11 protein-coding genes and 1 pseudogene are annotated in these 13,378 nt (G+C 70.6%); 7 read left to right on the forward strand and 5 right to left on the reverse strand.

What is annotated here, in order from left to right; translation table 11 throughout:
* The first annotated feature begins 94 nt into the window (after positions 1 to 94).
* Positions 95 to 781 carry a TetR family transcriptional regulator gene (locus tag ACFY9S_RS36645; RefSeq protein WP_391137620.1) on the forward strand — a complete coding sequence of 229 codons (687 nt, stop codon included), beginning with the start codon at positions 95 to 97 and terminating at the stop codon, positions 779 to 781.
* Here ACFY9S_RS36645 and ACFY9S_RS36650 read toward each other — a convergent pair.
* Positions 769 to 2,271 (reverse strand): LVIVD repeat-containing protein, encoded by a 1,503-nt coding sequence (locus ACFY9S_RS36650; RefSeq protein ID WP_391137622.1) that lies wholly within the window; start codon positions 2,269 to 2,271, stop codon positions 769 to 771. The two genes, ACFY9S_RS36645 and ACFY9S_RS36650, sit on opposite strands and share 13 nt — an antisense overlap.
* A gap of 190 nt (positions 2,272 to 2,461) precedes the next feature.
* On the opposite strand from ACFY9S_RS36650, the gene ACFY9S_RS36655 reads away from it, so the two are divergent.
* Positions 2,462 to 3,115 carry a DUF305 domain-containing protein gene (locus ACFY9S_RS36655; RefSeq protein ID WP_391137624.1) on the forward strand — a complete coding sequence of 218 codons (654 nt, stop codon included), beginning with the start codon at positions 2,462 to 2,464 and terminating at the stop codon, positions 3,113 to 3,115.
* A 138-nt stretch (positions 3,116 to 3,253) separates the two neighbouring features.
* A pseudogene (locus ACFY9S_RS36660) lies at positions 3,254 to 3,559 on the forward strand (transposase); the annotation flags it as partial.
* 522 nt (positions 3,560 to 4,081) lie between these two features.
* On the opposite strand, the gene ACFY9S_RS36665 reads toward ACFY9S_RS36660, so the two are convergent.
* On the reverse strand, positions 4,082 to 4,534 hold the full coding sequence (locus ACFY9S_RS36665; protein ID WP_391137626.1) for a DUF6214 family protein: 453 nt from the start codon (positions 4,532 to 4,534) through the stop codon (positions 4,082 to 4,084).
* Positions 4,535 to 4,749: 215 nt separating this feature from the next.
* Between ACFY9S_RS36665 and ACFY9S_RS36670 the strand changes: the two genes are divergently transcribed.
* Positions 4,750 to 6,093 (forward strand): FAD-dependent oxidoreductase, encoded by a 1,344-nt coding sequence (locus ACFY9S_RS36670; RefSeq protein WP_391137629.1) that lies wholly within the window; start codon positions 4,750 to 4,752, stop codon positions 6,091 to 6,093.
* A 152-nt stretch (positions 6,094 to 6,245) separates the two neighbouring features.
* On the opposite strand, the gene ACFY9S_RS36675 is transcribed toward ACFY9S_RS36670, so the two are convergent.
* The gene (locus ACFY9S_RS36675) at positions 6,246 to 6,596 is read right to left on the reverse strand and encodes a helix-turn-helix domain-containing protein (RefSeq protein WP_391137631.1); all 351 of its coding nucleotides are present in this window, start codon (positions 6,594 to 6,596) and stop codon (positions 6,246 to 6,248) included.
* A gap of 117 nt (positions 6,597 to 6,713) precedes the next feature.
* Here ACFY9S_RS36675 and ACFY9S_RS36680 point away from each other — a divergent pair, with 117 nt between their 5' ends.
* Positions 6,714 to 7,793 carry a tRNA-dihydrouridine synthase gene (locus tag ACFY9S_RS36680; RefSeq protein ID WP_391137634.1) on the forward strand — a complete coding sequence of 360 codons (1,080 nt, stop codon included), beginning with the start codon at positions 6,714 to 6,716 and terminating at the stop codon, positions 7,791 to 7,793.
* A gap of 132 nt (positions 7,794 to 7,925) precedes the next feature.
* Here the strand turns inward: ACFY9S_RS36680 and ACFY9S_RS36685 are convergent, their stop codons facing one another.
* The gene (locus ACFY9S_RS36685; protein ID WP_391137637.1) at positions 7,926 to 9,287 is read right to left on the reverse strand and encodes a PHB depolymerase family esterase; all 1,362 of its coding nucleotides are present in this window, start codon (positions 9,285 to 9,287) and stop codon (positions 7,926 to 7,928) included.
* Positions 9,288 to 9,619: 332 nt separating this feature from the next.
* Between ACFY9S_RS36685 and ACFY9S_RS36690 the strand changes: the two genes are divergently transcribed.
* Positions 9,620 to 10,408 (forward strand): pectate lyase, encoded by a 789-nt coding sequence (locus ACFY9S_RS36690; protein ID WP_391137639.1) that lies wholly within the window; start codon positions 9,620 to 9,622, stop codon positions 10,406 to 10,408.
* A gap of 370 nt (positions 10,409 to 10,778) precedes the next feature.
* The gene (locus ACFY9S_RS36695; protein WP_391137642.1) at positions 10,779 to 12,443 is read left to right on the forward strand and encodes an IS200/IS605 family accessory protein TnpB-related protein; all 1,665 of its coding nucleotides are present in this window, start codon (positions 10,779 to 10,781) and stop codon (positions 12,441 to 12,443) included.
* A 240-nt stretch (positions 12,444 to 12,683) separates the two neighbouring features.
* Here the strand turns inward: ACFY9S_RS36695 and ACFY9S_RS36700 are convergent, their stop codons facing one another.
* Entirely contained in the window at positions 12,684 to 13,268 is a 585-nt protein-coding gene (locus ACFY9S_RS36700; protein WP_391137645.1) for a hypothetical protein, read from the reverse strand.
* Between the last annotated feature and the right edge of the window lie 110 nt (positions 13,269 to 13,378).

Raw genomic sequence — 13,378 nt, forward strand, 5'->3', positions numbered from 1 at the left:
AGACGGCATCACCGGCCCAGACCTGACAGGCCGTGGCCGGACGCGACGCTCCGAGTATAGTTGGCTGGCAGCCAGTCAACACAGGAGTTACAGCATGTCTCCGCGTAGCGCCTCGGTCAATGAAGAGCTGCGGCGGCGCTCCCGGGAGCGGCTCCTGCAGGCCGCGGTCGAGCTGGTGGGCGAACGCGGTTACGACGCGACCACACTCGGCGACATCGCGGACCGGGCGGGTTCGGCCCGCGGCCTGGTGTCGTACTACTTCCCCGGCAAGCGACAGCTGGTGCAGTCCGCCGTACACCGGCTGATGCACCGCACGCTGGAGGAGGCGCTGGAGCGCGAGCCGCGCACCGAGGACGGCCGGGAGCGGATGGCCCGGGCCATCGACGCGATCCTGGGCCTGGCCAGGGACCGGCCCGTGCTGATGCGCCAGCACATGGCGGGGATCCTGCAGGCCGAGGGCTTCATGCAGTGCCCGGAGCAGCGGCGGCTGGCCGAGCTGCTGCGGGACACCATGGCCCGGCACGGGTCACCGGATGTCGGCAGCGACTACCCGATGATGCGCGCCCTGCTGATGGGCGCCGTGTACGCGGCCCTGGTGCCGGGGGCGCCGATGCCGGTGCCGGTGCTGCGGGCGGAGCTGTTCAAGCGCTACCGGCTCGACTGGGAGCTGGGCCTCCCGCCGCGGACCGAAGCCTGCGGCGGGAGGGGCGACAAGGATCTGTCGCGGTTCTTCGCGACCGGGGCCGCACCGGAGTGCGGTCCGCCGGGTCAGTCGAAGTAGTCCGGCTGCGTCTGCACGTTGAGCTCACGCTGGTGGACCCAGCGGGCCGGGTCCGTGCGCCGGTCCTTGATCTTCAGGACGTCGAAGCCGCGCGCGTACTCGTTCGAGTAGATGTAGCCGTTGTAGTAGTAAGCCGACCACGAGCCGCCCGACTTGATCGTGTCGGTGGTCAGCGGGCCGCGGTCGAAGTAGGCGATCTCCTTCGGTCTGGCCGAGTCGGTGAAGTCCCAGACGGAGACGCCGCCCTGGTACCAGGCCTGGACCATGATGTCCTTGCCCTTGACCGGGATCAGCGAGCCGTTGTGGGCGACGCAGTTCTCGGTGTCCGCCTGGTGGCGGGGGATCTTGAAGTAGCTGCGGAAGACGAGCTTGCGCTTGTCGCCCTTGCCGACCACGTCGTAGATGCCGTCGGCGCCGCGGTCCGGGCCGATCTCCGCGTTGCACGTGGCCGCGCCGCCGCCGCCCAGCTCGTCGGTGAAGACGACCTTGTTCGCCTTCTGGTTGAAGGTCGCCGAGTGCCAGAACGCGAAGTTCACGTTGTCCTGCACCCGGTCGATGACCTTCGGGCGTTCCGGGTCCTTGATGGAGAACAGGATGCCGTCGCCCATGCAGGCGCCCGCCGCCAGGTCCTTCGACGGCAGCACGGTGATGTCGTGGCAGCCGGTGGTCTTGGAGACGCCCGGGTTGGTGGGTCCGCCCGGGTTGCCGCCGCCGTCGGGCCCCTCCCCGGGGAACAGCACGGGGAAGCCCACGACCTTCGCCTTCTCGGGGGCGCTGCGCGGCACCTTGATGACGGAGATGCCGTCGTGCGGCGGCCGGCAGTCGGGGTAGGCGGCGTTCGGCGAGTACGAGGAGACGTACACGTAGACGCTGCGGCGCTCGGGCACGAGTGTGTGGGTGTGCGAGCCGCAGGCGGTCTCGACGGCGGCGACGTACCTGGGGTTGCGCTTGTCGCTGATGTCGAAGACCTTCATGCCCTCCCACGAGGACTTCTCGGTCGCCGGCTGGGTGGTGCTGGAGCAACTGCTGTCGCTGCGCGAGGAGTCCGTGGACAGGAACAGCAGGTTGCCCGAGACGGAGATGTCGTTCTGCGAGCCGGGGCACAGCACCTGGGCGACGGTCTTCGGCACCTTGGGGTTGCTGATGTCGAAGATGCGGAAACCGTCGTAGTTGCCGGCGAACGCGTACCTGCCCTGGAAGGCGAGGTCCGAGTTCGTGCCCTGCAGCACGTCCTTGGGGACGTGGGCCAGGTGCTGGATGTTGTCGGAGTGGACGATCTCGTCCTGGCCGGGTATCTCGCCGCTCCGGATGGCCTCACGGACCTCGGCCTGGGCGCTCTTGGAGACCTTCTTCGGCGCGGGCGGCGCGTCCCCCGGGTCGGGGGTGGCCCCTGCCGGTGCCGCTGTGAGGAGCGCGGCCAGCAGCCCACCGGCGGCAGCCACAACTCCCACGCGTCTGCGGCGTGTTCTGCGGTCGTTCAACAGGATCACTGTTTTCCTCCCTGGTTCCGTCCACTGCGGAACGGTTCACGCACCACGCAGTATCGTCTTCGCCATGCACATACCAACAGGGGGCAACAGAATCGCAATGAAGTTTCCCGATCAATGACCCGCGGAAGCGTGCCAGTACGTCGTCCGCAACACGAGGTGCGTCCCAACCCACCCGCCACAGGAGGTTGTTGTGCTCTTCCGCCGTGCGTCTCGGGCGTCCGCCGTCACGACGGGGCTGGTCATCCTGGCCGTGCTCACGGTCGGAGGCTGTGACTCCGGTCCGGACCGCGAGCCGGCCACGGCGGACGGGCCCGCCGTGATCGCGCCGGGCGAGCCCGGCGAGGCCAACCGCACCCTGTCCGCCGAGGAGGCCGCCGACCAGCGCTCGGAGAACGACTCCCCCAACTCGGCCGACGTCTCCTACGTCCGCATGATGATCGAGCACCACGCCCAGGCCCTGGTGATGACCGAACTCACCCCGAAGCGCGCCGGGTCGAAGGACGTGAAGCGGATCGCCGAGCGCATCGCGGCCGGCCAGAAGCCCGAGATCGAGGCCATGAAGGGCTGGCTGAAGTCGTACGGCAAGCCGCTGAAGGCCGAGCGGCACGAGCACGCCGCGATGCCCGGCATGGCGACGCAGGCCCAGCTGAAGAAGCTCCGGGCGGCCGACGGAAAGGCCTTCGACCGGCTGTTCCTCGCTCTGATGGCGACCCATCACCAGGGCGCGATCACCATGGCCACGGACGTGAAGGGGCAGGGCAACAACATCCGCGTCGAGGAGATGGCGGACGAGGTGATCGCGCAGCAGACGAGCGAGATCACACGGATGCGGAACATGCTCTGACCTTGTCGTTTAAGGTCCTGGGTCGAACGAGCCTCGAACTTGGCCAGTGTTTTCGCAGTTCAGCGGACGTGGAGGCGGCCTTCGTCTGATCCTGTGCTCCGTCACAGAGGCAGAGGAACCAGCGCGAAGGCCGTGGTCGTGAGTCTGGGGTACCGGGGCGTCCTGCGGGATGCGTTCGCGGAAGTGTCATGCTTCCGGACGGAGTTGTACGCGTGTCTGACCGCGCGGGGCGACGCGCTGTTCGAGTTATGCGACGCGTTGTTGTGCACGGACGGGCCGGTGCGGACGCTGGTTGATCTCGCGCTCGCGCCTGAACACCGTCGTGGTCACGGGGCTCTGTACGGCGGGCTGAACCAGGGGCGGATCGACGTCGCAAGGTTGCGTCGTGCCCTGATCGGGGTGCCGTTGCCGAGGGCGGCGGATGGTCGGCTGGTGCTGGCTGTGGCGGCGAAGACCGGGTCGCCAGCCGGTACACCGAACCGTCCCGGCCCGGACCAGGTCGGCCCCTGGGTTCGAAGAACCGCCGCCAAGCCACCCGTCATGACGTGGGCAGAGTCCTCGCCACCGGCGAGGCATACAGCCGCCCCGCCCACCACAAGGCCGGCACCAAACCCCGCAGGACAGGCTGACAAGCGACTTCGAGGATCAGCACACTGAGCGCATGCGATACGAGGAGAAAACGAAGCTCACCACCGCAAGGGCCCTGGTCCCGGTGGCCATCCTTGTCGCCTCGCCAGTGCTGCTGATAGCCGGAGCGCCGGTCCGTCGCCGATACCTCCGCTACGTCTACCGGGACGAAGCCCCACTGATCCTGGACAAGAAGCAAGGCCGAATCAGCGTCCACTGGTTCGTGGTCACCAGCCCTCTTCTCGAATGGCTCTGCTGGCCCACGGAGTCACTCGCTCGACTCACCTCACGCCGAGGTCAAACGGCAAGCTGACCATGCCCCGGGGGGCGGTGCCGCGGTCAGCGCCGGGCGCGGCGCGGCGGCAGCAGGCCCGCGTCCCGGGCCTGGCCGATCAGCCTGAGGGAGGTACGGCGGCTGCTCCCGGTCGCACCCATCACGGCGAGGACCGGGTCGGCGCCGTCCCGCTGGGCCGCGCGGTACTCATGCGCCACCAGCCGCCGCCCCTCCGCCCCGTGCGGCCAGGCCGGCCGGGCTCGGCGCCGCTGCGCCCCGCAGCCTTCCGGCCCGGGTCCGGCACCGCACGCCTCCGCCACCGATTCCTCGATCCAGTCGGCGAGCAGGGCCATGTCGTCGAGGGACAGCGCGGGCTGAGCACGCACCTCCTCGACGCAGACGCATCCGCCGCCCACGACGGCCAGCGCGTCGACCCGGGCACCGTCCGCGAAGGCCAGCCGGAACTCGAACCACCGCGTGGCGTCCTCGTTCTCGCGCACTTCCCATGCGGGGCGCACGGAGACCGCACCGTCCGCCGGAGAGCGATCAGAAAGATTCAGAAAGGATGCTTCCAGCACGCACTGAACGTAACCGCATGATCACATTCCCTACAGATCGGACACGCGCCTCGCGCGGAGTACAGCACCCTGTCAGCGGAGCCCGGCCGGTGCGATGCTGGAGGCGTCAGCGCTCTCCCGAGATCCGCCGGATTCACCGGGTAAGGAGTTCCGCCGTGCTGCGAGTCGCCGTCGTAGGCTCCGGGCCGAGCGGGTGCTACACCGCCCAGAGCCTCGTCCAGCTGGACTCCGAGGTGCGCGTCGACGTCCTGGACCGGCTGCCGTGCCCGTACGGCCTCGTCCGCTACGGCGTGGCACCCGATCACGAGAAGATCAAGTCGCTGCAGAACACCCTGCGCGCGGTGCTGGAGCACGACCGGGTCCGGTTCCTCGGCGGCGTGCAGATCGGCCCGGGCGGCGTGAGCGTCGAGCGCCTGCGGGAGCTCTACCACGCGGTGGTGTACTGCGTGGGCGCCGCCACCGACCGGCGTCTGGGCATCCCCGGGGAGGACCTGCCGGGAAGCTGGTCCGCGACGCAGTTCGTGTCCTGGTACAGCGCCCACCCGGACGCCGTGGACGCCGGATTCCTGCGGGACGCCCGGTCGGCCGTGGTCATCGGCGTGGGGAACGTCGCCGTGGACGTCACGCGGATGCTGGCCCGGGGACTGGCCGAGCTCACCCCCACCGACATGCCGCAGGCCGCCCTGACGAATCTGGCCGAGAGCCGGGTGACCGAGATCCACATGGTGGGCCGGCGTGGCCCGTCCCAGGCCCGGTTCACCACCAAGGAGCTGCGCGAACTGGGCGCCCTGCCGGAGACCGACGTGGTCGTGGACCCGGCGGAGCTGGCCCTGGACCCCCATTACACGGACCCCTCCGCGCTGCCCGCTCCCCAGCGCCGCAACGTGGAGGTTTTGCGCGGCTGGGCCGGAACGCCCCCGAAAGGCGCCCCGCGCCGCATCCACCTGCGGTTCTTCCTCCGCCCGGTCGAGCTGCTCGCCGGGCAGGGCCGCGTGGGCGCGGTGCGGTTCGAGCGAACGGCCCCGGACGGCCACGGCGGCGTGACGGGCACGGGCCGCCACGAGGTCGTCGAGGGACAGCTGGTCCTGCGCTCGGTGGGCTACCGCGGGGTCCCCCTGGAGGGGCTTCCGTTCGATCCGGTCACCGGCACCGTCCCGAACCGGTCCGGGCGCGTCCTGCGCGGGGGCGTCGTGGCTCCGGGCGAGTACGTGGCGGGCTGGATCAAGCGCGGCCCCACGGGCGTCATCGGCACGAACCGCCCCTGCGCGAAGGAGACGGCCACGGCGCTCCTTGACGACGCGCCGGTCCTCTCCCGGCGGGCCGCGCCCGACGACCCTCTCCCGGCCCTGCACGCGGCGGGGGCCGACCCGGTCGCATGGCAGGGCTGGCAGTCGATCGAGCGGGCGGAGGCGGAACTGGGAGCCTCACTGGGCCGCGGCGTGGTCAAACTCCCGGACTGGCAGTCCCTGTTGAAGGCCGCGGCGGGCAAGGCCCCTTAGGGGTCCTTTCGCTATGCCCGTCCGGGTCGCGCGGCGATCCCCCGCGATTCGAACCTGCCCTGAAGACGGCCCGCATCGCCCGCCCGGATTCCGGCGGGCCGCGGACCCGGCCCAGCCGGATGCGCGCCGATGAGGCATACGCATCCGACGCGTCAGTCGTCCAGCCGCGCGGCCTGCCGGGCCGCCGCGGCGAGCAGTGCGCCCATGAGCCCCGGGAACAGCTCGTCGAGCTCGTCCCGCCGCAGTCCGTTCATCTTGGCCGTCCCCCGGTACACCTGCCGGATCACCCCGCTCTCCCGCAGCACCCGGAAATGGTGGGTGGTGGTCGATTTGGTGACGGGCAGATCGAAGTGCGAGCAGGACAAGTCCCCGGGCGCACCGGCGAGCTCCCGCACGATCCGCAAGCGCATCGGATCGGAGAGCGCGTGCAGCACCCCCTCCAGCCGGATCTCGTCACGCGCGGGATGCGGCAGGTCACGACTGCTGACGGCGGGGGACGACACGGCGACTCCACTTCCTCGGGACCTCCATAGTACGAGAACCCTCGTAGTTTGACACCTGCCGTACTACGATGCCTATCGTATGAGTCGACATCGGCCCCGTGACGAATGGAGTCCGCCGTGACCGCGCTCTTCGAGCCCTGCACCCTGCGCGAGCTGACGATCCCGAACCGCGTGTGGATGCCCCCGATGTGCCAGTACTCGGCGGCGCCCGAAGGCCCGGAGACCGGGGCCCCCACCGACTGGCACTTCGCGCACTACGCCGCCCGCGCCACCGGCGGCACGGGTTTGATCATCGTCGAGGCCACCGCGGTGTCCCCGCAGGGGCGCATCTCCCCCTACGACCTCGGCATCTGGAACGACACGCAGGTCGAGGCGTTCCGCCGTATCACGCGCTTCCTCACCGCGCAGGGCACGGTGCCGGCGGTCCAGCTCGCCCACGCGGGCCGCAAGGCGTCCACGGACCGCCCCTGGAAGGGCGGCGCCCCGGTCGGCCCGGACGAGCACGGCTGGGACCCGGTCGCCCCGAGCCCGCTCGCCTTCGACGACAGGCACCCGGTCCCGGCCGAGCTGACCACCGGCCAGATCAGGGACGTGGTCGAGCAGTTCGCCGCCGCGGCCCGCCGCGCGCTCGCCGCCGGTTTCGAGATCGCGGAGATCCACGGCGCCCACGGTTACCTGATCAACGAGTTCCTCTCCCCGCACTCCAACCACCGCACGGACGCCTACGGCGGCTCGTACGAGAACCGGACCCGCCTCGCCCTCGAAGTCGTCGACGCCGTGCGGGAGGTCTGGCCGGACGACAAGCCGCTGTTCTTCCGCATCTCGGCGACCGAGTGGCTCGAGGACGGCGGCTGGACCGCGGACGACACGGTCCGTTTCGCCACCGACCTGCGTGCCCACGGCATCGACTTGCTGGATGTGTCCACCGGCGGCAACGCCTCCGGCGTCCACATCCCCGCCGGCCCCGGCTACCAGGTGCCCTTCGCCTCCCGGGTGAGGAACGAGACGTCCCTGCCGGTCGCCGCCGTCGGGCTCATCACCGATGTCGAGCAGGCCGAGAAGATCCTGGCCAACGGCGAGGCGGACGCAGTCCTGCTGGGCCGTGAACTGCTGCGCAACCCCTCGTGGGCCCGGCACGCGGCGCGGGAACTCGGCGGTGAGGTGCGGGTGCCGGACCAGTACCACCGGTCGGTCTGATCCGGCTTCCGGCTTCCGCCTCCCGGCTTCCGGCTCCCGGCTCCCGGCTCCCGGTCGGTCTGATCCGCCTCCCGCCTCCCGCCTCCCGGCTTCCGGCTTCCGGCTTCCGGCTTCCGGCGAGGTACGTGTACGTCAACCGGCCGCGCACGCCGTTCCGTTGAGCGTGAACGCGGCCGGGGCGGCGCTGTTGCCGCCGTGGTTCGCCTGGTAGCCGATGCTCACGCTCGCGCCCGGCGCGATTTTGCCGTTGTACGGGACGTTGGTGGCGGTGACCGACCCGGACGACGGCGTGTACGTGGCGCCCCAGCCGCCCGTGACCGTCTGGCCCGCGGGCAGCGTGAAGCCGAGTTTCCAGCCGTCGACGGTGGTCGTGCCGGTGTTGGTGAGGGTCACGGAGGCGGTCAGACCGGTGTTCCAGGCGTTCACCGACACCTTCACCCTGCACGCGCCGGGCTCGGGCTGGGGATCCGGGCCTGAGCGGTCCAGGCCGAAGAAGGTGAGCACGCGGGACGCCATGCCCTGTGCGTACAGGTTGTGGCCGACGCCCTGAAGGCTCACGGCCTCTACGGGGGCCCGGTCACCCGTACCGCCGTAGCGGGTGCGGGTCCAGCCGGACTGGGGCGTGTCGGTGGCGGTGGGCGTCTGGCTCACGCCCTGCACGTTCGTCCACTGCTTGACCTGTTCCCCGAAGTTGGGGTAGCGCAGGACGTCGTCCTGGGTACCGTGCCAGATCTGCATCCGGGGCCGGGGGCCGGTGTAGCCGGGGTACGCGCCCCGGACCAGGTCCCCCCACTCCTTGGGGGTGCGGGTGATCGTGCCGCCCGAACAGGCACTGTTCCACTCGGAGCCGTCGGTGGTGGCGAAACAGCCGAACGGCACGCCCGAGAAGGCGGCGCCCGCCGCGAACACGTCGGGGTAGTCCCCGAGCAGGACGTTCGTCATCATCGCGCCGGAGGAGACGCCGGTGGCGAACACCCGGCCGGTGTCGGCGTCGTAGGTGCGGGTGACCCAGTCGATCATCGACTTGATGCCGACGGGGTCGCTGCCGCCGCCGCGGCGCAGGGCCTGGGGCGAGGAGACGTCGAAGCACTTGCTGCTGCGGGTGACGGACGGGTAGAGCACGATGAATCCGTACCGGTCGGCGAGCGTGTCGTACTCGGTGCCGTTGTACATGTCCGGGCCCGAGCCGGTGCACCAGTGCACGGCCACCACGACGGCCGGCTTCGGTGTGACGCTCTCCGGTACGTACAGGTACATCCGCAGATTGCTGGGGTTGGTTCCGAAGTTCGTGACTTCGGTCAGGGCCGCGGCGGGCACGGCCCCCGCGCGGGGGGCATCACGGCCGGGCTCGCCCGCGACGGCCGCGGGCGCGGCGAGCGCGGTGGCCGTGAGCAGCGAGAGCAGCGCGGCGACGAGCGCGAGGAGCGCCGGCCGCGGGGGTCTTCTCGGCGTGGGGCGGGGGGTGGCAGGTACGTCCACGTTCCTTCGGTTCATCGACTTGCCCTCTCGTGAAGGGAAGCGTGCGTCGGCATGGTGGCATGGACATGGCTCGCATGGAAGCGCTCCCACGCGGTCGTCCGCCTGACCAGGAGCGACCGAAAGTGTTCTGCGGGAGGCGTTGACTAGAAAGCGCTTGCCCCCTACGTTCCGTTCAGCAGTGTGACCCGTTGTCGCGAGCGGGGCACACGTAGCGCGCACTGTCAGCAAGTTCGTGAACGTCGTTCATGTACATGATCCGTCAGCTCCATGGAGACACCCCCCACGGGACGCCCGGGCGCCGGAGGCCCCGAACCCCATCCGCCCCCCATGACAGAAGGAATCGGGACATGACTTCTGCGACACGTCCGCACGCCCGCAGGCGCGCACTGACCGGTGCACTGGCCACACTCGGCCTGTCGGTTGGCATGATCATGACTACAAACGCCCCCACGGCGAGCGCCGCCACCTGGCCGACCCCCAACGGCAGCCAGGGCACCTCCTCCACCATCTCCGTGTCCGGCACCAAGGACTACGGGATGAAGCGGTACTACGGCACCGGGGGCCTGGCCGGTGACGGCCAGGAGGAGGGCCAGGACCCGATCTTCAAGCTCGCGAACGGCGCGGTGCTGAAGAACGTCATCCTCGGCGCCCCCGCGGCCGACGGCATCCACTGCGAGGGCAGCTGCACGCTGCAGAACGTCTGGTGGGAGGACGTCGGCGAGGACGCCGCGACCTTCCGCGGCGGCAACGGCGCCACCTATCAGGTGATCGGCGGCGGCGCGAAGAAGGCGGCGGACAAGGTCTTCCAGCACAACGGCGGCGGCACTCTGACCATCTCCAACTTCGCCGTGCAGGAGTTCAAGACGCTCTACCGCTCCTGCGGTGACTGCTCCACGCAGTACACGCGCAAGGTCAACCTCAACACCATCGACGTGACCGGCACCGGCTCCACCGCACGGCTCGTCGGCATCAACGTCAACCGCAACGACGTGGCGACCCTGCGGAAGATCACGATCCGCAACGACTCCGGCCGCAAGGTCGTCCCGTGCCAGAAGTACAACAACAACACCGCCGTCGGCTCCGGGCCCGACAGCAGGAACTGTCTGTACTCCACTTCGGACATCACCTACAGGTGAGTCCCCAGCGGTTCCCCCCACGGTGAAGGCGGCCGTGCGGAGCGTCCCGGCGGGCGCTGCGCACGGCCGTCCGCGTCAGCTGCCGCGCACGCGCGCGCCTCCCCGATCGCGGGCCACGGCCGCGTGCGCGGTGTGGCGGGCCACCGGGGAACCGGAGGGGTCTGGAGCTGCTGCCGTTGGAGTGCGTTCAAGAGTGTTCTGGTGAGTGGGAGTGAGCGTGCGTGTTCCGTGTCGTGTCGCGCGCCTCGGCCGTGGGGTTGGTTCTCGGTGGGGAACTGACGTTCTTTCATCGAATGCGTGACGTTCGTGGGCGATGCTCGTTTTGCCATGGCGACGAGATCTTCAGGTGAGGCCGGGCGGGGGTGACGGGGTGGGCGAGCTGAGGAACATCGCGCCGCCGTTCGTCGCGTCCGGCCCGAGCGGTGTGGCCGTCCGGACCCGTCTCAAGCATCTGACACCGGACGATGAGAAGGTGTTGCGCCTGGTGGGTGCGTATCTGGGTTCGCTGGCCTCGAAGGATCTCAAGGCCCGCTGCCGGGACGGCCTGGAGCACTCCGGTGAGACGTGGGCGGTGCGCAAGCAGGGACTGACGGCCCTGTCGTCGTCGCGGTGGGCGGGCAGTATCACCAAGGCCACGCACGACCAGTGGGCGCTGGCCCGCCGCTGCCAGTTGGCGCACATCCAGAACCTGGAAGCCGGCATCCGCACCATCGAAGACCGGCTGCCCCTGCCGGTCGGGCAGAAGGGGACGAAGAAAGCACCCGGAGGTTACCGGTCCCGGCGGGAATGGCATGCCAAGTCTCGGCGGCTGCGGGTGCTTCAGGACCGGCTGACCGCCGCGCGGGCCGACCGTGAGGCCGGAGTCGTCCACGTCGTACGGGGCGGCAAACGTCTGGCCCGCACCCGCCATCACCTGGAGGCGGCCCAGCTCACGGAGTCCGCCTGGCGCGGGCGTTGGGAGGCGGAACGCTGGTTCTGCCAGGCGGACGGGGAGTCCGGCAAGCGGTACGGCAACGAGACGATCCGTATCAGCCCGGACGGCGAGGCGAGTATCAAACTCCCCGTACCGCTGGCGCATCTGGCGAACGCCCCGCACGGGCGGTACGTCCTGGCATGCAGGGTCACGTTCACGCACCGGGGCGAGGAGTGGGCGGATCGCGTCGCGGCCAGCCGGGCGATCGCCTACCGCATCCACTACGACACCGGTCGGGACCGCTGGTACCTGACGGCCTCCTGGCAGCTCGCGCCCGCCCCGGCCCTCCCCGTCGAGGCCGCGCTCGCTCACGGTGTGATCGGCGTCGACATGAACGCCGACCATCTCGCCGCCTGGCGCCTCGACATCCACGGCAACCCGACCGGCGCCCCGCGCCGCTTCTTCTACGACCTGACCGGCACCGCCGAACACCGCGACGCCCAGGTCCGCCACGCCCTCACCCGCCTCCTGCACTGGGCCCGCGCCTGCGGTGTGAAGGCGATCGCCGTGGAGGACCTGGACTTCGTCGCGGAGAAGACCCGCGAGAAGCACGGCCACCGCAAACGCTTCCGGCAGCTCATCTCCGGCATGCCCACCGGGAAGCTCCGCGCCCGGCTGTCTTCGATGGCGGACCAGACGAGTGTCGCGGTCATCGCCGTCGATCCGGCCTACACCAGCCGGTGGGGAGCCCAGCACTGGCAGAAACCCCTCACCAGCACAACCTGCACCACCACTCGCCACGATGCTGCCGCCGTGGCGATCGGAAGACGCGCCCAGGGACACCCGATCCGGCTGGGGGCACCTCCCAGGCCCTTTAGGCACTGGGGGAGGACGGCACCGCCCCCACACGACCAGAGCGATCGTGCGGGGCATCGGACCGTCCAGGCCGGACCAGGCGCCCCTGAGCGTGAGGGAGCCCGCCCCCGCATCCCCGGACCACGGACACGATCCGTCGGGCCCGGGCGCGGAGCGAACGCGGGCACCCAGAACGCCCAACACCGCCCGGGGCGTTCGGCCGAGCGTGAGACCTGGCAACAGGACTCACTCCCGCTCAGTCTCTAGGAACGGTTCCTCCCCGTCCTCCGCTCCACGTGGGCGGAACACCCGCGCACACGCACAACGATCGCCGCGAGCGTCGCCGCGCTGGGACCGGCGGGTACTCCCCTGCACGACGTGCTCCGGGCTGAACTCGCCTCTCCTCGGCGGCATCGCCCCGACGCCGGCGGCCACGGCATACGCGAGGACCTGGGGTTGCTGCGGAGGTGCCGGGAGGCGCTGGCCGGGCAGGCGCACCGGTAGGCCTCACCCCGTCGTACGCCCCCACATCGGGCCGAAGCGGGCCCACTCCGCGTCCCACCGGTCGATACGGCGGCACTCCAGGCGGCTGCGCAGGGCACGGCCGGCGACCAGGGGTACGGCCGCGCCGCCCAGACCCGCCACGCCGCCGATCAGAAGAGCCCGCACACGGGCCTGGGTCTCGGTGACGGGCCGGGTGACCTGGCGGCCCTCGGGGTCCGTCCACACGGTGACCGGGGTCCCGGCGGCGCTGCCCGCCGGGACCCGCAGCTGGCCGGAGTGCCGGGAGCCGTCCGCGGCGGTCCACCGTGCCGTCGCCCACACGTGCTCGGCACGGGACACCCGGGCGTTCTCGGTGGCCGTCCCCGGTGCGCGCTCGGCGAGCCGTGCCACGAGGGGACGCCACTCGACGCGTTCCCGGGCCAGTCCGTCCTCCACGGAACGGCTCACCGTCGTCCCGGCCAGTACCCCGGCGAGTACGGTGAGCGTCCACACGCCCAGGACGACCCAGGCCTCCACCCTGTCCGCGCGGCGCTTGAGCGGATTGCGCCGCCAGCGCCACAGCCACACCTTCGGACCACGTAACGCCATCGAAGGCCTCCTCCTCACGAGCCCACGACCATCCCGCCGCCCTCCCCATACGGACGGCGGCGCCTGGATGCTCACTGCACCTACCCGTCGTCACCGTCCCCACGGGCCCG

Origin of the sequence: Streptomyces sp. NPDC012474, from assembly GCF_042955185.1 — a bacterium.
GTDB lineage: Bacteria > Actinomycetota > Actinomycetes > Streptomycetales > Streptomycetaceae > Streptomyces > Streptomyces cahuitamycinicus.

Excerpts from the sequence above, each read along its gene's own strand:
- ACFY9S_RS36690 (WP_391137639.1), top strand. The coding sequence starts at position 9,620 with ATGACTTCTGCGACACGTCCGCACGCCCGCAGGCGCGCACTGACCGGT.
- ACFY9S_RS36700 (WP_391137645.1), bottom strand. The coding sequence starts at position 13,268 with ATGGCGTTACGTGGTCCGAAGGTGTGGCTGTGGCGCTGGCGGCGCAAT.
- ACFY9S_RS36645 (WP_391137620.1), top strand. The coding sequence starts at position 95 with ATGTCTCCGCGTAGCGCCTCGGTCAATGAAGAGCTGCGGCGGCGCTCC.
- ACFY9S_RS36685 (WP_391137637.1), bottom strand. The coding sequence starts at position 9,287 with ATGAACCGAAGGAACGTGGACGTACCTGCCACCCCCCGCCCCACGCCG.